Source organism: Pseudomonas sp. B33.4 (assembly GCF_034555375.1).
Classification (GTDB): Bacteria; Pseudomonadota; Gammaproteobacteria; order Pseudomonadales; family Pseudomonadaceae; genus Aquipseudomonas.
In genome coordinates this window covers 2,109,376-2,130,448 of the sequence record NZ_CP140706.1, presented here as the reverse complement: position 1 = coordinate 2,130,448, position 21,073 = coordinate 2,109,376, and the positions used below count along the sequence as shown (strand labels likewise).

The 21,073-nt window shown below is 62.5% G+C and carries 2 protein-coding genes (1 of these 2 cut by a window edge); both read right to left on the bottom strand.

Annotated features, from left to right (window positions below; all coding sequences use genetic code 11):
- Window positions 1-8,753: the 5' portion of a non-ribosomal peptide synthase/polyketide synthase gene (locus tag U6037_RS09415; RefSeq protein ID WP_322846531.1), read on the bottom strand. Its footprint begins 4,774 nt before the window's first position; only the first 8,753 of its 13,527 coding nucleotides appear in the window; the start codon lies at window positions 8,751-8,753; its stop codon lies beyond the left edge, outside the window.
- The gene (locus tag U6037_RS09410) at window positions 8,753-21,073 is read right to left on the bottom strand and encodes a non-ribosomal peptide synthase/polyketide synthase (RefSeq protein ID WP_322846530.1); all 12,321 of its coding nucleotides are present in this window, start codon (window positions 21,071-21,073) and stop codon (window positions 8,753-8,755) included. Before U6037_RS09410 ends, U6037_RS09415 begins: the two co-directional genes overlap by 1 nt.

The window sequence follows — 21,073 nt, the reverse complement described above, 5'->3', positions numbered from 1 at the left end:
CCATTCAACTGCGCCGGTCGCCCCGATACCGTGGCGCCGAACGTGACCGTGTCCTGCCCGGTGTAGCGTTGCAACAGCAAGAGCCACGCGGCTTGCACCAGCGTGTTGACCGTGACCTTTTGCGCCCGGGCAAAACTGTTGAGTTCGGCGGTCGCGTGCGTGTCGAGGGTCAGCAGGTATTCACCCTGACCGGTGACGGTTGCATCAACGAGGTGCGGCACAGCATCGGCCAGATACGTCGGTGTCTCGAAGTCGGCCAGTTGGCCCTTCCAGAAGTTTTCCGTGACCTGCGCATCCTGCTGCGCCAACCACTCGATGTAATCGCGATAACGCCCCGCCCCCATCGCCGGCGCGTGGCCGTGATAGCGCTGCAATACATCGCCGAGCAACTGCGAGTTGCTCCAGCCGTCCATCAGAATGTGGTGCGAGGTGTAAATCAGATGGAAGCGCTCAGCCGCCACCTGCACCACGACCAGGCGCAGCAACGGTGCCGCGTGCAGATCAAAACCTTGCAGGCGTTGCTCAAGTTCCAGGGCTTTCAGGGCTGGCGCCAGGTCGCCGCGATCACGCCAGTCGAGCACGCTGAACGGCACTAGCAAGCCTTTGTGCACCACTTGCAGCGCGTTGGGTAGATCGCCTTCCCAGACAAAACCGCTGCGCAGGACTTCGTGGCTGTCCATCGCCGCTTGCCAGGCATCGCGGAAACGCTCGACCTGCAAGCCATCGACGGCCACACACATCTGGTTGATGTAATCACCGGACTGTTGCGCGTAGAGGGTGTGGAACAACATGCCCTGCTGCATCGGCGACAACGGATAAATGTCTGCAATCTGCTGCGGGCGGGTTGGCAAGCCGTCGAGCTGCGCCTGGGTCAGGCCGGCCAGCGGGAAGTCCGAAGGCGTCAGCCCAGCGACGCCCGGGGTCAGGCAATAGCCGATCAAAGCGGCCAGCTCCTCGGCGTAATCCGCCGCCAGTGCTTCGATCACAGCACTGTCGAAACGCTCGCTGCTGAATGTCCAGCCTACGCGCAATTCGCCGCCGTACACCTGACCGTTGAGGGTCAGCCAATTGCCCATTGGCGCGTCCGGGCTCTGGTCGAGACCGGCGTTGTCCGGCGCCGGTGCGAACAGCGCGCCGTCATCGCCCTCGAAACTGCCGTCGAACTGGCCGAGGTAGTTGAAGGTGATGCGCGGGGTCGGCAATTCACGCAGGCTCTGTTGTGCCTGAGCATCGCCAAGATGACGCAGTGCGCCGAAACCGATGCCCTTGTTGGGGATCGAGCGCAGTTGTTCCTTGATCTGTTTGATCGACTCGCCGGCCGTAGCTGCCGGGGTCAGGCGCACCGGGAACAGGCTGGTGAACCAGCCCACAGTGCGGGTCAGGTCAACACCGTCGAACAGCTCTTCACGACCATGACCTTCGAGCTGAATCAGTGTCGAAGCCTGCCCGCTCCAGCGGCCAATGACCCGCGCCAACGCAGTCAGCAGCAAGTCGTTGACCTGGGTGCGATACGCCGCCGGGGCTTCTTGCAGCAACTGTCGGGTCAGCTCGCTGCCGAGACGGCTCTGCACAGTGTGCGCCAGCCGATTGTGCTGACCGGCGTCGACATGTTTGCACGGCAGATTCGTGCTGACATCGCTCAGGCTGGTTTGCCAGTAAGCCAGTTCCTGCTGCAACGCCGCGCTGTTGGCGTAGCGCTGCAAGTGCTCGCTCCAGTCCTTGAAAGCACTGGTTTTCGCCGGCAGCTTCAGTGGCTGACCGTCGAGCAATTGCTGATAAGCGTTTTGCAGGTCTTCCAGCAGAATCCGCCACGACACACCGTCGACGACCAGGTGATGGATCACCAACTGCAAACGCTGGGTGCCATCGGCCAGATTCGCCAGCACCGCGCGCAACAGCGGCCCGTTCTGCAGATCGAGGCTGCGCTGGGCGCGGTTGCCCAAGGCCTCCAGCGCGGCGGCATCGGCGACGTCTTCCTGCCACAGCAGGTTATGTGGCTGATCTTCAACCGCGCGGTGCTCGGCCTGCCACACGCCGTTGTGCTGAGTGAAACTCAGGCGCAAGGCATCGTGATGCGCGACCAGCGCACGCAACACTTGCTCGATTTTCTCCCCGTCCAGCGGCTGACGCGGTTTGAGCAGCACCGACTGGTTCCAGTGATGACGCTCAGGGATTTCATCGTCGAAGAACTGCTGCTGGATCGGCAACAGCAACGCTGCGCCGGTGACCGCTTGTTGGTCGATGCTCGTTTCGTCGTCGCCCAACTGCGCGACCAGTGCCAGTCGCTGAACGGTCTGGTGCTGGAACAGGTCTTTCGGGTTCAGGCGAATACCGGCCTGACGCGCGCGGCTGACCACCTGAATCGAGATGATCGAGTCGCCACCCAATTCGAAGAAGTTATCGTTGAGGCCCACTTGCGGCAGCTTCAGCACGTCTTGCCAGATCGTGGCCAAGCGTTGTTCCAGCTCGCTTTGCGGCGCCTGATAGGTCTGCTGCGCCTGACTGGCGTCCGGCGACGGCAACGCGCTGCGGTTGAGCTTGCCGTTGGCGGTCAGCGGCAATTGCGCGAGCAGCAACAGGTGCGCCGGGATCATGTGATCCGGCAGATTTTCCTTGAGCTCGGCACGCACGCTGTCGCGCCATTGCGCTTGTTCAGCGGCGCTGGCGTCGAGTAACGCCGCATCAGTCGGCACCAGATACGCAACCAGTTGTTGACCACTGAGGCCCGGCTGCGCCAGCACCACCGCCTGGCGTACGGCAGCCTGTTCGAGCAGTTGCGCTTCGATTTCGCCCAACTCAATGCGGAAACCGCGAATCTTCACCTGATGGTCGATCCGCCCGATGTATTCGATCACGCCGTCAGCGCGATAACGCGCCAGGTCGCCGGTGCGATACAGACGACCACCGTCAGCGGCGAACGGATCGGGAATAAACCGTAACGACGTCAGATCGGCACGGTTCAGATAACCGCGCGCCAGACCGGCGCGACCGACGTACAGCTCACCGATGCTTCCCTTGGCCACCGGGTTCAGGTCGCCGTCGAGCAAGTACCACGACAGGTCCGGAATCGGCTCGCCGATCGGGCTGCTCGCGTCACGCTGCAAATCGGCCATCGACAACGGCCGGTACGTCACGTGGACGGTGGTTTCGGTGATGCCGTACATGTTGATCAGTTGCGGCGTTTGATCGCCGAAACGCTCGAACCATGGACGCAGGCTTTTCACTTCCAGCGCCTCACCGCCGAACACCACGTAACGCAGCGCCAGTTGTTGAGCGGCGTGCTCCGGGGCGCAGGCGACCTGCATCAATTGCTTGAACGCCGACGGCGTCTGGTTGAGCACGGTAATGCCTTCGCGGCACAGCAATGCGAAGAAGTCTTCCGGTGAGCGGCTGACCTCGTAAGGCACCACCACCAGTTTGCCGCCGTACAGCAGCGCGCCGAAAATCTCCCACACGGAGAAGTCGAACGCGTAGGAATGGAACAGGCTCCAGACATCCTGCGCGCCGAAATCGAACCACGCGGCGGTGGCCTCGAACAGGCGCAGCACGTTGCGATGAGCTAGCAAGGTGCCCTTCGGCTGACCGGTCGAACCCGAGGTGTAAATCACGTACGCCAGGTTATCCGCGCTCATGCTCACTTGCGGATTGCTGTCGCTGTAGCCCTCTAGGTCTTCGCGATCCTGATCGAGCATCAGGCTGCGCACCGAGTCGGGCACCGGCAGACGTGCGAGCAAATGGCTCTGGGTCAACAGCAGGTCGATGCCGCTGTCGCCGATCATGTAGCTCAGGCGTTCTTCCGGGTAGCTCGGGTCCAGCGGCACGTACGCGCCGCCCGCCTTGAGAATCGCCAACAGACCGACCAGCATGTCGAGGCTGCGCTCGACCGCGAGGCCTACGCGCACGTCCGGGCCGACGCCGCTGGCAATCAGCTTGTGCGCCAACTGGTTGGCGCGGCTGTTGAGCTCAACGTAGCTCAAGGACTGCTCGGCGTACGTCACGGCCACCGCTTGCGGTGCGCGGGCGGCCTGGGCTTCGATCAAGTGATGCAGGCACTGCTCGCTCGGGAAATCGGCCACGGCCGGGTTCCATTGCAGCAGGGTCGCTGCGCGTTCGGCGGCGTCGTGCAGCGGCAGTTCAGCGATACGCTGGCCGCTGTCGGTGACGATGCCTTGCAGCAGATTCGTCCAGTGTTGCGACAGGCGCTCGATGGTATCGAGGTCGAACAGGTCGGTGGCGTAAGTCAGCTCGGCCCAGACATTGTCGGTCGATTCAAAGGTGTTCAGGGTCAGATCGAACTGCGCAGTATTCGACGCCCAAGGCAAGCCTTCGATCTGCAGTTGCGGCAGGCGTGTCGCGCCCTGCGCCTGACGCGCCTGGCTCTGGTGGTTATGCATCACCTGGAACAGCGGACTGTGGCTGAGGCTGCGTTCCGGTTGCAGCGCGTCGACCAGTTGCTCGAATGGCAGATCCTGATGGGCCTGAGCGCCGAGCACGGTGCTCTTCACTTGTTGCAACAGGCTGCGGAAGGTTTGCTGACTGTCGAATTCAGCCTTGAGCACTTGGGTGTTGACGAAGAAGCCAATCAGCCCTTCAGTATCGACCCGATTACGGTTGGCCACGGGCACGCCAACACGGATGTCGGCCTGACCGCTGTAGCGGTGCAGCAAGGTCTGGAACGAGGCCAGCAGCAGCGCGAACAGGGTGACGTTTTCACGCTGCGCGACTTGCTTGAGCGCTGAAGCCAGTTCGAGGCTCAGCGGGATGTCGCGACGCGCGCCGCGATAGCTTTGCTCGGCGGGACGTGGACGGTCGGTCGGCAGCTCCAGCAACGGCTGATCACCATCGCCGAGTTGCGCGGTCCAGTAATTCAGCTGACGCTCGCGCTCACCGGCGTCCATCCACTGTTTCTGCCACACGGCGTAGTCGGCGTATTGCACCGGCAGCGCCGGCAATTGCGCGGTCTGGCCCTGGCTGTACGCGGCGTACAACGCCACCAGCTCATCGACCATGATGTTCATCGACCAGCCATCGGAGACGATGTGGTGCAAGGTAATCACCAGCGCATGGTCATCGGCGGCCAGGCGCAGCAATTTGACCCGCAACAACGGGCCTTGCTGCAGGTTGAACAGGTGCAGGGTTTCTTCGGCGACCAGCGCTTGCAACGCGGCATCGTCCAGCCCGGCAACGTCCTGCACTTGCAGATCCAGCGTGCCCTGCGTCTGAATCACTTGCAGGGTTGTGCCCTGCTCTTCGACGAAGCAGGTGCGCAGGGATTCGTGGCGCTCGATCAACGCATTGAAGCTTTGCTGCAATGCCGGCAGATTCAGCTCACCGCGCAGACGCAGCGCAGCCGGGACGTGATAGGCCGTGCTGGTCGGTTCCAGCTGCCAGAGGAACCATTGGCGTTCCTGCGCATAGGAAAGCGCCAACGGTTGCAGACGCGGCAGCGCGACAATCGGCGGTTCCTGAGTGGCCTGGTCGACACCCAATGCAGCAACGAAATCTTCCAGCGTGCTGTGCTCGAACAGCGTGCGCAGCGGCACTTGAACGTTCAGCGTCTGACGCACACGGGAGACCACTTGCGTTACCAGCAAGGAATGGCCGCCGAGTTCGAAGAAGTTGTCACTGAGGCCGACACGCTCAAGCTTGAGCACCGCTTGCCAGATCTCGGCGACGGCGTGTTGAGTAGCGGTTTGTGGCGCGATGTAAGTTGATTGCAACTGGCTGGCGTCGGGGGCCGGCAAGGCTTTGCGGTCGACTTTGCCGTTGGGGGTCAGCGGCAGCTGCGCAAGGAACAGCAGGTGCGCCGGCACCATGTATTCCGGCAGTTCAGCCTTGAGGCTGGCTTTCAATTCAGCACGCAGTTCGACTTCATCAACAGTGCTGGCGGATGGCACCACATAGCCGACCAATTGTGGTCCGGTCGGGCCGTCCTGTGCGACCACAACGGTTTCGCGCACGCTGTCGAATGCGAGCAAGCGCGCTTCGATCTCGCCAAGCTCGATACGGAAACCACGGATTTTCACTTGATGGTCGATGCGCCCGATGTACTCGATCACGCCTTCTGCGCGATAACGGGTCAGGTCGCCGGTGCGGTACAGACGCGCACCGTTTGCCGAGAACGGATCCGGCACAAACCGTTCAGCGGTCAGACTCGGGCGCTGGAAGTAACCACGGGCCAGACCGTCACCGCCAATCAGCAATTCACCGGGTGCGCCGAGCGGATTGAGCTCAAGGTCGCTGCCAAGGATGTACAGCGCGGTGTTGTCGATCGGCGTGCCGAGGAACGGCCGGCTGTGGTCCGCGCTCAGTGCGTGTTGCGCCGACCAGATCGTGGTTTCGGTCGGGCCATACAGGTTCCACACGCTCGGCGTCAGCGCCAGCATGCGCTTGGCCAGTTCCTGCGGCAGCGCTTCACCGCCACAGAGGAATGTGCGGCCATTGAGAATGGCCGAGTGCTCGTTGTCGAGCAGCATGCGCCAGGTCGATGGCGTGGCTTGCAGCACGCTGACGGCGTGACGTTCGATCAACGCCAGCACCGCTTGCGGGTCTTGATGCACGTCCTTGCCGGTCAGCACCACACAGGCGCCGGCGAGCAACGGGCCGTAGATTTCCAGGCCGAAAATATCGAAGGAGAACGTGGTCAGCGACAGCATGCGATCCGCAGCGGCAATCCCCGGCTGCTTGATCATGCTCGCGACAAAGTTGCTCAGCGCCGCGTGGCGCACCATCACGCCTTTCGGTTTGCCGGTGGAGCCGGAGGTGTAGATCGTGTACGCCAAGTGCTCGCCATTGACGGCGACGCTCGGCGCGGTCTGTGGATAAGTCGCCAGCCAGTCACCTGGCTGATCGAGCAACAGGGTTTGCACACCCGCCGGGATCGGCAGCTGCGCTTGCAAATGCGTTTGGGTCAGCAGCAATTGCAGGCCGCTGTCCTCAATCATGTAGGCCAGACGATCTTCTGGATACGCTGGGTCCAGCGGCACATAAGCACCGCCGGCCTTGAGGATCGCCAACAGGCCGACGATCATTTCAACGCTGCGCTCGACCGCGATGCCGACCAGCTGATCCGGGCCGACGCCGGCCTCGATCAGATGACGCGCCAGTTGATTGGCCCGGGCATCCAGTTCGCCATACGTCAGTACGTCGTTGCCGATGATCAGCGCCGTGGCCTGCGGGTTTCGTTGCGCCTGCAAGGCAAAGTCCTGCTGCACGCACTCGGCCTGCGCGCTGTGATCCGCCACACGCAACCAGTCCTGCAACAACACGCCGTGTTCGGCACTTTCCAGCAGCGGCAGTTCGCCAACCCGTTGAGTCGGTGCAGCCACAATACCTTGCAACAGGTTTTGCCAGTGACGCGCCAGACGCTCGACCGTTTCCGGCTTGAACAGATCGGTGGCGTAGGTCAATTCGGCGGCGAAACCGTCATTCGATTCGTAAGTATTGAGGGTCAGATCGAACTGCGCGGTGCGCCCTTCCCACTGCACATCCTCGACGCTCAGCTGCGGCAGTTGCACCGCGCTACGGCCCTGATCACGGCTGGTCTGGTGGTTGAACATCACCTGGAACACCGGGCTGTGGCTCAGGCTGCGTTCCGGTTGCAGCGCTTCGATCAACTGTTCGAACGGCAGATCCTGATGCGCCTGCGCGGCCATCGCCGCTTGCTTGACTTGGGCCAGCAATTGATTGAACGGCAGTTGCCCGTTGACCTCGGCATTGAGTACCTGGGTGTTGACGAAGAAGCCGATCAGGCCTTCGGTCTCAACCCGGTTGCGGTTGGCGGTCGGCACGCCGACACGAATCTGCGCCTGACCGCTGTAGCGATGCAGCAACGCTTGAAACGACGCCAGCAAAACCATGAACAGGCTGGCGCCTTCGCGCTGCGCCAGTTGTTTGAGCGCATCGCCGAGGGTGGCTGGCAGGTCCAGTTGCAGGCGCGCACCGCGCAGGCTTTGCACTGCCGGACGCGGAAAATCGATCGGCAGTTCCAGCACCGGCTGCTCGCCGTCCAGTGTCTTGATCCAGTAAGCCAGTTGTCGCTCACGCTCGCCTGCTTCCAGCCAGTGGCGCTGCCAGATCGCGTAGTCGGCGTATTGCACCTCCAGTTCCGGCAATGCCAGTGGCTGCCCGGCGGTGTCGGCGGCGTAATGCTGGATCAGCTCGTTGACCAGCACTTTGATCGACCAGCCATCGGCGATGATGTGGTGCTGGATCAACACCAGCACATGATCATCATCGGCGACTTTGAGTAATGCCACGCGCAGCAGCGGACCCTGTTGCAGATTGAACGGGCGCGCAGTTTCGCCTTCGACAAACGCCTTGATCGCCGCCTCTTCGCCAGCGCTGTCGAGGCCTGCCGGCAGCGGTGCCAGGGTGATCCGCAGCGGCAATTGCGGGTGAATCACCTGGCAGAAGGTTTCGCCGTGCTCGGCAAACGTGGTGCGCAAACTTTCATGACGCGCCGCCACCGCATTGAAGCTGCGTTCCAGCGCCGCCACATCCAGTTGCCCCTTGAGGCGCAAGGCGCTGGGGATGTGATACGCAGTGCTGTGCGGGTCCATTTGCCAGAGGAACAGTTGGCGTTCCTGAGCGTACGACAGAGGAATCGCTGCAAACCCGGAACGTGTTTCCGGGATCGGCAGGTTGGCCGGAGAGACGCCCTCTTCGAGCATCTTTTCCAGGTACAGCTTACGTTTGTCCAGCGGCAGAGTGATAAAGCGCTTGGCTACCCTCAAAGCAACACTCTTGTCCATCAGACTTCCTCCATATCGTCAAGCAGGGCTTCCAGCTTGCTCAGTTTCTGTTCGTTGATTGCCCCGCCTCCTGTATCGAGGCGAGCGACAAAGTCGCTCAGGACGGGGTGCTGGAATAACAGTTGCGGGGTCAGCGTCAGGCCCAGTTCGAGGGCGATGCGCGACACCACGTTGACCGCCAGCAGCGAGTGCCCGCCCAGTTCGAAGAAGTGATCGTTCAGACCAATGCGTTGAACCTCGAGCACTTGCTGCCAGATCGCCGCGACCTGCTGCTCAAGCTCACTCTGCGGCGCGACGTACGCGGCCTGCATCTGGCTGGCATCCACCGCTGGCAGGGCCTTGCGGTCGAGTTTGCCGTTGGGGGTCAGTGGCAACTGCTCAAGGAACAGCAGGTGCGCGGGAATCATGTAGTCAGGTAACGAAGACTTGAGGCCAGTCTTTAGTCCGTCGCGCAGTTGCCGTTGCGCTTCGCCGTCGTACAGATCCAGTTGCGGGGCGACCACGTAGGCCACCAGTTGCGCACCGCCCTCTCCTTCAACGGCCAGCACCGCCGCTTCGGTGACCGCCGGTTGAGCGAGCAATCGCGCCTCGATCTCGCCCAGTTCGATGCGGAATCCACGAATTTTCACCTGATGGTCGATTCGGCCCATGTACTCCAGCGCGCCCTCTTCGCGTTCACGAATCAGGTCGCCGGTGCGGTACATGCGCTCGCCATTGCCGACGAACGGGTTCGGTACAAAGCGCTCGGCGGTCATCGCCGCACGCCCCAGATAACCGCGCGTGATGCCGGCGCCGGACAAGTAAAGTTCTGCCGAAACCCCATGCGGCACCGCTTGCAGATCGGCATCCAGCAAGTGACTAGCGCTGTGATCGAGGGCACGACCGATGCGCGGCTGGCCACCGGCGATGCGGCGGGTCCAGGTCGAATAGGTGGTGTCTTCCGACGGACCGTAGAGGTCGTAGACGTGCTCTACGGTTGGCTGTTGATACAACGCGTCGACCAAGGCTTGCTTGAGCGGCTCACCGGCCAGATTGATGATGCGCACACTCGGCGGAATCTGCCCGGCGCGTTGCAGCGCAGCAATGGCCGACGGCACGGTGTTGATCAGGCGTACCTGATCACGCGCCGGCAGGTTCGCCAGCTCCAAAGCGTTACGCGCGATGATCAGCGAACCGCCATTGGCCAACGTGACAAACAGCTCCCACACCGACAGATCGAAGCACACCGAAGTCGAAGCCAATACGCCTTGAATATCGTCGCGGCTGTAGACCTTGGCCGACCAGTCGATCAGCGCCATGACATTGCGGTGAGCAATCGCCACGCCTTTCGGCTTGCCAGTGGAACCGGAGGTGTAGATCACGTAGGCGAGGTTGTCCGGCTGCACCTTCGTTTCAGGTGCGACGGCGGAATAGCCGCTCAACGACACCTGATCCATCAGCAGCACTTGCGTATCGCCCGCTACGCTCAGGGTTGCGGCGACCGCTTGCTCGGTAAGCAACACCCGCGCACGGCTGTCTTCGAGCATGTAGGCAACGCGATCCGCCGGGTAATCCGGGTCCAGCGGCACATACGCGCCGCCGGACTTGAGCACCGCCAGCAAGGCAATCAGCAGCTGTTCGGAACGCGGCATCGCCACACCCACGCGCACTTCCGGGCCGACACCCAGCTCGATCAATTTGTGCGCCAGGCGATTGGCCTGCGCATCCAGTTCGGCGTAGGTCAGTTGCGTATTGGCGAAGGTCACCGCCAGCGCATCCGGGGTCGTCGCCACTTGGCGGGCAATGCCCTGATGAATGCACAACTCGGTGACGAAGTCGGCCTCGACGCTCGTGACGTTGTCGATCAGGTTCAAGTCGCTCAACGAGCCTTCAGCCGCTTCGACCATCTGCCCGAGCAGACGCTGCAGACTTTCACCCAACTGCGCCACGCTCGCCGCCGCAAAACTGTCGCGCTGGTAGCTGAAATGCACCGACAGTTGCGCGCCCATGCTCACCAGCAGCGTCAGCGGATAGTTGGTCTGTTCCTGATTGACCACCGCACCGAAACGCAAACCCTGCGGCGCACCGCGCTCCAGCGCTTCGCCAATCGGGTAGTTCTCGAACACCATCAGGCTGTCGAACAACGCGTCACCGCCCTGCCCGGCCCAGCGCTGAATGTCCGCCAGCGGTGTGTGTTCGAACTCGCGTGAAGCGAGGTTCTGCGCCTGCACGGCTTGCAGCCAACTGGCCAGACTTTGCTGCGCTTGCGGCGCGGCCACCACTGGCAAGGTGTTGATGAACAGCCCGATCTGCTCCTCGGCACCCGGCAGATCCGCCGGACGCCCGGCCACGGTCGCGCCGAACGCCACGCAGTCCTTGCCGGTGTAGCGCTGCAACAGCAACAGCCACGCGGCTTGCACCAGGGTGTTGACGGTGACTTTCGAGGCACGGGCGAATTCACCCAGACGCAGACTCAGATCCGCGCCCAGCACTTGGTAATGGTCGCCATAACCGACACTTGGCAAACCGTCGACTGGCCGTGCGATGGCGTTGGCCAGACGCGTCGGCTCTTGCAGATTGACCAGCGTCGTCAGCCAGTAGGCTTCAGCCGCCGTTGCATCCTGACGTTGCAGCCAGCCAATGTAATCGCGATAGCGACCCGCCGAACGCGGCACCGCTTCGCCGCGATAGTGCTGCAACACTTCGCCGAGCAACTGCGCGCTGCTCCAGCCGTCCATCAAAATGTGATGGTTGGTGTAGATCAGGTGATGACGATCAGTCGCCGTGCGCACCAGCACCAGACGCAGCAGCGGCGCACAGGTCAGGTCCAGGCCCAATGCGCGTTCCTCGTCAGCGAGGGTTTGCAGCGCCGTGTCCAGATCAGCTTTGCCGTGCCAGTCGAGCACGCTGAACGGCACGTCCACCTGGCGTTGCACCACTTGCACCGGTTGCGGCAAGTCGCCCTGCCAGAAGAACCCGGTACGCAGAATGTCGTGGGCATCCACCACCGCTTGCCAGGCGGCGCGGAAACGCTGCGGCTCGACGCCCTCGACGTCCAGACGCATCTGGTTGATGTAGTCGCCGTTGCCATGTTCGAGCAGGGTGTGGAACAGCATGCCCTGCTGCATCGGCGACAGCGGGTAGATGTCATCGATGCCTTGCGGTTCCAGCACCAGTGCATCCAGTTGCGCTTGCGACAGTTGCGCCAGCGGGAAGTCCGATGGCGTCACGCCACGGTTGCCGCTGTCGCAACAGTGGCCGATCAGTGCTGTCAGCTCCTGCACATAGTCATCGGCCAGACGCTGGATAGTCGCCGCGTCGAACATGGCGCTGCTGTAGGTCCAGCTCAAATCCAGCTCGCCGCCGAAGACTTTGCCGTTCAAGGCCAGCGGATTGCCCAGCGGGCCTTGCATATTGACTTCTGCGCCGCCGGATTCGCTGGTCGGTGCGAACAACGCCTCATCCGCCTCGGCAAAACTGCCGTCGAACTGGCCTAGATAGTTAAAGGTCAGGCGCGGCGCCGGCAAGCCTTGCAGTGCCTCGCGAGACTGCGCATCGCCCAGATGTGCCAGCGCACCGAAACCGATGCCTTTGTGCGGGATTGCCCGCAGCTGCTCCTTCACTTGCTTGAGCGATGCGCCCAACTCGGTGACCGGCGACAGACGCGCCGGAAACACGCTGGTGAACCAGCCGACGGTGCGGGTCAGGTCGATGCTGTCGAAGAGGTCTTCGCGACCATGGCCCTCCAGCAAAACCAGCGCATGGTCGTCACCGGTCCAGCGCACCATCACCCGCGCCAGTGCCGTCAGCAGCAGATCGTTGACCTGTGTGCGATAGGCGGCCGGCGCATCCTGCAGCAACTGGCGGGTGAGGTTTTTGTCGAGGTTGCGGCGGATCGTCAGCGCCTGATCGTGTTGCTGCCCACCGTGCGGATGGTCATAAGGCAAGGCAGCCGAAGCGCCCTGCAACTGTTGTTGCCAGAAGCCCAGTTCGGCCTGCAATGCAGGGGTTGCTGCGTAGTCCTGCAAGGCTGCCGCCCAGGCTTTGACTGCACTGGTTTTCGCCGGCAATTGCACGGACGCGCCAGCGCTGAGCTGCCGATAAGCGTTCTGCAGATCCTCGAACAGAATCCGCCACGACACGCCATCGACCACCAGGTGATGAACGATCAGCAACAGACGCTGAGTGCCATCCGCCAGGTTCGCCAGCACCGCGCGAATCAGCGAGCCGCCGCTCAGTTGCAAGCTGCGTTGAGCCTTGTCACCCAGCGCCTCAAGAGCAGCAAGATCAGCCACCTCGACGTGCCAGAGAATGGTCTCGCCGGCTTGCGCCGCAACGTCGCGGTACTGCGCGACCCAGTCCTCTGTCTGCTCGACAAACTCCAGACGCAAGCTGTCGTGATGCAGCACCAGCGCATCCAGCGCCTGTTCCAGCCGCTGCGCGTCCAGCGCCTGCATCGGCTTGAGCATCACCGACTGGTTCCAGTGATGACGATCGGGAATCGCCTGCGCGAAAAATTCCTGATGGATCGGCAGCAGCGCCGTGCTGCCGGTGACCGGTTGCTGATCGATCAATTGCAGCGCTTCGCCGGTCTGCGCCACCAACGCCAGTGCGGCGATGGTCTGGTGCTGGAACAGGTCTTTCGGTGTAAAGCGAATCCCGGCCTGCCGCGCGCGGCTGACCACCTGAATCGAAATGATCGAGTCGCCGCCCAGTTCGAAGAAGTTGTCGCTGACGCCCACTTGCTCAAGCTTGAGCACGTCCTGCCAGATCGTCGCCAGTTGCTGTTCCAGCGCGGTTTGCGGTGCAACGTAAGTTTGCTGCAGTTGGCTGACGTCCGGTTTCGGCAGGTTCTTGCGATCCAGTTTGCCGTTCGGCGTCAGCGGCATGCGCTCCAGACGCAGCACATACGCCGGCACCATGTGCGCTGGCAACGTGGCCTTGAGTTGTGCACGCAGTTGATCGGTGAAGTCGGCACGGCTTGCATCGCCGACCACGTACGCCACCAGACGCTTGCCACTGCCGGCGCTACCTTCCTGGGCAACGACCACCGCTTCACGCACGCCGTCGAGGGCTTGCAGCGCCGCTTCGACTTCGCCCAGCTCGATGCGGAAGCCACGAATCTTCACCTGATTATCGATGCGATCCAGGTAGTCGAACGTGCCGTCGACACGCTGGCGAACGAGGTCACCGGTGCGATAGAGCAAGCCACCCGTGGTGCTGAACGGGTCAGCCACAAAACGCTCGGCAGTCAGCCCCGGACGGTTCAGATAACCCCGCGCCAGCCCTGTACCTCCGAGGTACAGCTCGCCGGCCATGCCTTGCGGCAGCAGGTTCAGATCAGCGTCGAGCACATAAGCGCTACGGTCGCCAATGCGGCTGCCGATTGGCGCATACGCGGCGCCACACGGCACCTCGCGCCCGGCCTTCCAGATCAGCGGCGTGACCACGGTTTCGGTCGGGCCGTAACCGTTGATGATGTAGTCCGGATCGAGCGCGCGTTTGACCCGCTCGAAACTGGCGTTCGGCACCGCATCACCGCCGAAGCAATAGATGCGCACTTTGGGCGGATTGCCAACGCGCTCGGCGTGTTCGGCCAGTTGTTGCAGGTACACCGGGGGGAATGCGACCACGGTCACGCCGTGTTCGATCATCGCGTTGTAGGTCTGCTCGGGTGTCCACAAGGTGTCGTCGCGAATCAGCAGCGACGCGCCGTGGGTCAGGCTGGTCAGCCAGCGCTCGTGGGCACCGTCGAAGGCGAACGACATGAAATGGAATTCACAGTCACTGTCGCGCATTTCATAGCGCTGACCGATGGCCTGGCAATGCATGGCCAACGGACCGTGGGCGACGCTGACGCCTTTCGGATTGCCGGTGGAGCCGGAGGTATAGATCACGTAGGCGAGGTTGTGCGGATCGAGTTGCACTTGCGGCGCCTTGATCGGCAACTCGCGCAAATCGAGGCGATCCAGCTCCAGCAGCGGCACCGATTCATCGACCGGCAATTGCGCCGACACCGACGAGTCGCTGATCAACAACGCCAGCCCGGAATCTCCGATCAGATAGGCCAGGCGTTCGCGTGGGTAGCTGGTGTCCAGCGGCACATAAGCGCCGCCCGCCTTGAGCACGGCCAGCAGCGCGACGATCACCGATTCACTGCGCGGCAGGGCTACGCCAACGCGGGTTTCCGCGCCGACGCCACGGGCGATCAGCGCGTGCGCCAGTTGGTTGGCGCGCTGATCGATCTCGCCGTAGCTGAAATGCTCACCGTTGAAGATCACCGCCGTGCGCTGCGGATTTTGCGCAGCCAGCGCGGCAATGCGCTGATGCACGCCGATGTCCACCGGGTAGGGCTGCGGATGGTTTTCGGCTTGCTGGCGGGTTTGTTCGTCAGCGCTGGCTAAGGCGATTTCACCGAGGTTGCGCTCAGCCGATACGGCGAACTGCTCAAGCAATTGCAGCAGGTGCCGGCTGATACCTTCGATGACATCGCCGGCGAACTGGCCGCGATCAAAGCTGTAGTGCAACGCCAGTTGCTGACCGAGGGTGACCGCCACACTCAGCGCGTAATGGGTCTGTTCGAGGTTGCCGACATCACCGAATGTCAGCCCTTGCCCGGCCTGACTCAGCGCCTGGGCAATCGGGTAGTTTTCGAACACCAGAATATTGTCGAACAGTGCTTCACCGCCCTGCCCGGCCCAACGCTGGATGTCCGCCAGTGGCGTGTGCTCGAAGTCGCGCAGGCTGAGGTTTTGCGCCTGTACCGCTTGCAGCCAGCTGCCAACGCTTTGATCCGGACGCGGCGCGCCAATCACCGGCAAGGTGTTGATGAACAGACCGACCTGTTGCTCGATGCCTGGCAGATCCGCCGGACGCCCGGCCACGGTCGCACCGAACGCCACGGTTTCGTGACCGGTATAGCGTTGCAGCAACAGCAGCCACGCCGCTTGCACCAAGGTGTTGACGGTGACTTTTTGCTGGCGGGCAAAGGTTTCCAGCGCCTGGGTGCGTTGCACGTCCAGCGTCAGGTAGTGATCGCCGTGGCCGCTGGCAATCTCGCCAGCGGTGGCCGCGCGCGCCAACCGGGTCGGCTCTTGCAGGGCAGCCAATTGGCCGCTCCAGAAATCTTCACTCAGTTGGCCGTCCTGACGTTGCAGCCAGGCGATGTAATCGCGATAACGTCCGCCGCCAGTTACCGGCGTGCGACCGCTGTAGCGCTGCAAGACTTCACCGAGCAACTGCGAATTGCTCCAGCCGTCCATGAGGATGTGGTGATGGGTGTAAATCAGGTGCCATTGCTCGGCGCCGGTCTGCACCAGCAGCAGTCGCAGCAGTGGCGCACAGGTCAGGTCAAAGCCTTGCTGACGCTCGGCATCGGCCAGCGCAGCGAGCGCTGTTGGCTGATCCTTGCGGTCGCGCCAGTCCAGCGTGCTGAACGGCAGTTGCACGTGCCTGTGGACGATCTGCAGCGGCTGCGCCAGCTCGCCCTGCCAGACGAAACCGCTGCGCAAAATGTCCTGCGCATCGACGGTGGCCTGCCACGCGGCGCGGAAACGTTCGGGATCGAGACCCTCGACGTCGACGCGCAACTGGTTGATGTACTCACCCGCCGCTTGTTCATAAAGGGTATGGAACAGCAGGCCCTGTTGCATCGGCGACAGCGGATAAACATCATCGAGTTGACCTGCCGGCACCGGCAACTCATCCAGTTGAGCCTGGGTCACGCGGGCCAGCGGGAAGTCCGATGGCGTTGCTTGCGCGGCTTGCAACGTGCAGCAATGTTCAATCAGCGCATGCAGTTCCAGCGCGTATTGATCGACCAGGTACTGCACGGTCGCGCTGTCGAACATCTCGCGGCTGAACCCCCAGTTCATCGACAGCTCACCGCCATAGACCTGGCCTTCCAGCGTCAGCCAGTTGGCCAACGGCGCTGCCGGATCCTGCGCAACGCCGCTGGTTTCAGCGGACGGCACGAACAGCGCCGCGTCGTCGAACTGACGGTCGAACTGGCCGAGGTAGTTGAAGGTAATCCGTGGCGGCGCCAACGTTGCCAGTTCGGCACGCACCGATGGCGCAGCCAGATAACGCAGCACGCCGTAGCCCAGACCTTTGTCCGGCACGGCGCGCAGTTGCTCCTTGATCGACTTGATCGACCCGTCGAGATCGTCGGCGGCCGTCAGATTGACCGCGAACAAACTGGTGAACCAGCCCACGGTGCGGGTCAGGTCGATGTCATCGAAGAGGTCTTCGCGACCATGCCCCTCTAGCTCGATCAGCGTGCCGGGCTGACGGGTCCAGCGACTGATGGTGCGCGCCAGTGCGGTCAACAACAGATCATTGACTTGCGTGCGATACGCCGCCGGCGCCTGTTGCAGCAACTGACGGGTACGCTCGGCGTCGAGGCGCCACTCGATTTTCTCGCCATGCAGGTTTTGCAGGCTGCCATCGGGACGTTCGCACGGCAGATCCTGCGCACCTTGATGCTGGGTTTTCCAGTAATCCAGTTGTTCATCGAAGCGTGCAGCAGCGCTTTCCAGACGCGCGGTCCAGCTCTGGAAGGCATTGGTTTTGGCCGGCAACTGAATGCCTCCGCCCGCCGAGCGCTGCTCGTAAGCCTGTTGCAAATCTTCCAGCAGCACGCGCCAGGAAACGCCGTCCACCGCCAAGTGGTGAATGATCAGGTTCAGGCGCTGAGTGCCATCGGTCAGCGTCACCAGCAATGCACGCAACAGCGGACCGTTCTGCAAGTCGAGGCTGCGCTGGGCTTCGTTGCACAGCGCCTGCAATTGCTCAGCAGTCTCGGCGTCACGCAGCCACAGCTCAGCACTGTCGACCAACGGGCCGTGGCTTTGCTGCCACCCTTCGGCGCTTTCGACAAAGCGCAGGCGCAAGGCGTCGTGATGATTGATCACGTGCGCCAGCGCAGCATCAAGCCACTGTGCATTCAAGGTGTCGCGCGGGGTCAGCAGCAGCGACTGGTTCCAGTGCTCACGCAGCGGCATCGCGCGGCTGAAGAAATGCTGCTGGATCGGCCCGAGCACGGCGCCGCCGGTCACCGGCCCTTGATCTACCGAGGTCTGATTATCCAGCGTGGCAACCAGCGCAAGACTGCGCACGGTCTGGTACTGGAACAGGTCGCGCGGGCTGATACGAATCCCGGCCTGTCGCGCACGGCTGACCACTTGAATCGAAATGATCGAGTCGCCGCCCAGTTCGAAAAAGTTGTCCTCCAGGCCCACGCGCTCAAGTCCCAGCACGTCTTGCCAAATCGCCGCCAGCGCTTTTTGCAGCGCATCCTGCGGCGCGACGAACGCTTGTTGTGGCGCCGCATCCGGTTGCGGCAAGGCTTTGCGATCGAGTTTGCCGTTGGCCGTTACCGGCAATTTCGGCAGAGTGATCAGGTAGGTCGGCACCATGAATTCCGGCAGGCTGCCGAGCAGCCACGCCTTGACGTCCTGTTGCCATTGCTCGTCCGGCTGAGCATTTTCCAGCACCAGATAAGCCACCAAATGCTTGCCGCCCTGCACCAGCACCACCGCTTCGCGCACCAGCGGATGCTGCATCAGGCGGGTTTCGATTTCACCCAATTCGATGCGCAGACCGCGCAGTTTCACTTGATGGTCGAGACGACCGAGGTATTCGATCACGCCATCGGCACGCTGGCGCACACGGTCACCGGTGCGGTACAGGCGCTCGCCGTCGTGGAACGGGCACGGCACAAAACGCTCGGCGGTCAGCGCCGGACGCTGGTGATAACTGCGCGCGAGACCGGCGCCGCCCAGATACAGTTCGCCAGCCACGCCACTTGGCACCGGCAGCAACTCGGCGTCGAGGACGTGGGTGCGCAGGTTGGCGATTGGCCGGCCGATCGGCACGCTGTCCGCGCCTTCGTCAACGCAGGTCCAGTGAGTTACGTCGATTGCCGCTTCGGTCGGGCCGTAGAGGTTATAGAGGCCGGCGTTCGGCAGTTTGGCGAAGACTTGCAATTGCGCATCCAGCGGCAAGGCTTCACCGCTGCAGACGATGCGCTTGAGGCCCATGCAGCTTTCGACACCCGCCTCATGAATGAACGCCTGCAACATCGACGGCACAAAGTGCAACGTACTGATGCCGTGGCGGTTGATGATGTCGATCAGTTGCAGCGGATCGCGGTGCGCACCTGGCGCGGCAACCACCAGACGCGCGCCGGTCAGCAGCGGCCAGAAGAATTCCCAGACCGACACGTCGAAGCTGAACGGGGTCTTCTGCAACACCGAATCGCTGGCGTCGATCGCGTACGCTTCCTGCATCCAGCACAAGCGGTTGACCAGCGCCGCGTGGCTGTTGCCGGCGCCTTTCGGTTTGCCGGTGGAACCCGAGGTGTAAATCACATAGGCCAGGTTCAGCGGATCGACGCTGACTTCAACACGACTGTCGCTGTAGCGGTCGAGCAGACCCGGCTGATTCAGCGTGATGACCTGCACGCCGTCAGTCGGCAGCGATGCCAGCAAAGCATCCTGGGTCAGCAGCAAGGTGATGCCGCTGTCCTCGATCATGTACGCCAGACGCTCCTGCGGGTACTCCGGATCCAGTGGCACATAAGCGCCGCCAGCCTTGAGAATCGCCAGCAGCGCGACAACCATTTCCACCGAACGCAGAGCACAAACGCCGACCAGACTGTCGGCCCGCACGCCTTGTTCACCCAGCAAATGCGCGAGGCGGTTGGCCCGCGCATCCAGTTCGGCGTAGCTCAGCGTCTGCTCACCGAACAGCAGCGCAGGCGCATTCGGCGTGCGCGCAACCTGCGCTTCGATCAACTGGTGTATCGGGGTTTGCGTCGGATAAACCGCGTGAACGTTGTTCCAGTCATGCACCAGCGTGTGCTGTTCATCAGCCTCCAGCAGCGGCAGTTCGCCGACCCGTTGCGACGGATCGGCGACCATGGCCGTGAGCAAGCGCAACCAATGGCGCGCCATGCGCTCGATGGTCGCCGGCTCGAACAAGTCGCTGGCGTACGTCAGCGCCGCATGCAGCTTGCCACCCTTCTCGTAGGTATCGAGGGTCAGGTCGAACTGGGTGGTACGGCTCTGCCAGTCGAGGCTGTTCAGCAGTAGACCGGAGGCCGTGCGGATGCTGGCGATGTCCGCCACTTGCGGCTGATGGTTGTACATCACCTGAAACAGCGGCGTGTGACTGAGGCTGCGTTCCAGCTTCAGCGCTTCGACCAGTTGCTCGAACGGCAGATCCTGATGCGCCTGAGCGCCGAGCGCGGTTTCTTTGATCGCGCGCAGCAGGTCATCGACCCGCGTCTGCCCGTCCAGTCGGGTACGCAACACCTGAGTGTTGACGAAGAAGCCGATCAGCCCTTCGATTTCGCCACGGTTGCGATTGGCAATCGGCACGCCGACACGGATGTCGGTCTGGCCGGTGTAGCGATGCAGCAGCGCGTTGAAGGCGCCGAGCAAGAGCATGAACAACGTGACTTGATGCTGCTGAGCGGTGTTGCGCAGTTGCTCGGCCAGTTGTTCATCGACAGCGAACTCATAGCGAGTGCCGCGATAGCTCGGCATCGCCGGACGCGAATGATCCAGCGGCAGCTCCAGCACCGGGTGTTCGTCGCCCAGTTGCGCCTGCCAGTAATCGAGTTGGCGCGCCTGTTCGCCCGCCTCCAGCCAGCGGCGCTGCCACAAGGCGTAGTCGCTGTACTGGATTGGCAGCGCGGCCAGTTGCGGCTGCTGGCCGGCATCGAACGCGTCGTAGCAACGAATGAATTCGTCGATCAACACGTTCATCGACCAGCCATCAGAAACGATGTGGTGCAGAGTCAGCAGCAGCACATGCTCCTGCTCGGCGAGTTTGAGCAACGTCACCCGCAGCAGCGGACCCACGGCCAGATCGAATGGAACCACCGATTGTTGCTCGGCGGCCTGCACCACAGCCTGCTCACGCTCGCTGGCCGGCAGTGTGCTGAAGTCTTCATGGCGGATCACCAACGGCGCGCTGGCCGGCACTTGCAGCAGACTGTCATCGGCCTGGCGCTGGAACACCGTACGCAGGGTTTCGTGGCGCTCGACCAGGCTGGCGAAGGCTTGCTCCAGTGCCGCCAGGTTCAAGCGGCCACTGAGCCGTACCGCGCCTGGCAAGTTATAGGCGCCACCTTGGGGATCCAGCTGCCAGAGAAACCACATGCGTTGCTGTGCGTAAGACAGCGCCTGCCGATCCTCGGCTTCGACGCCGGTCGGAATCGGAAACCGCGAAAAATCCACCCCTTCCCTCTGCAGGGCAGCGAGGAACATCTGGCGCTTTTCCAGGGGCAACCCGATAAACCGGCGAGCGAGTTTCAAGGAGTCTTCAGCATTCAT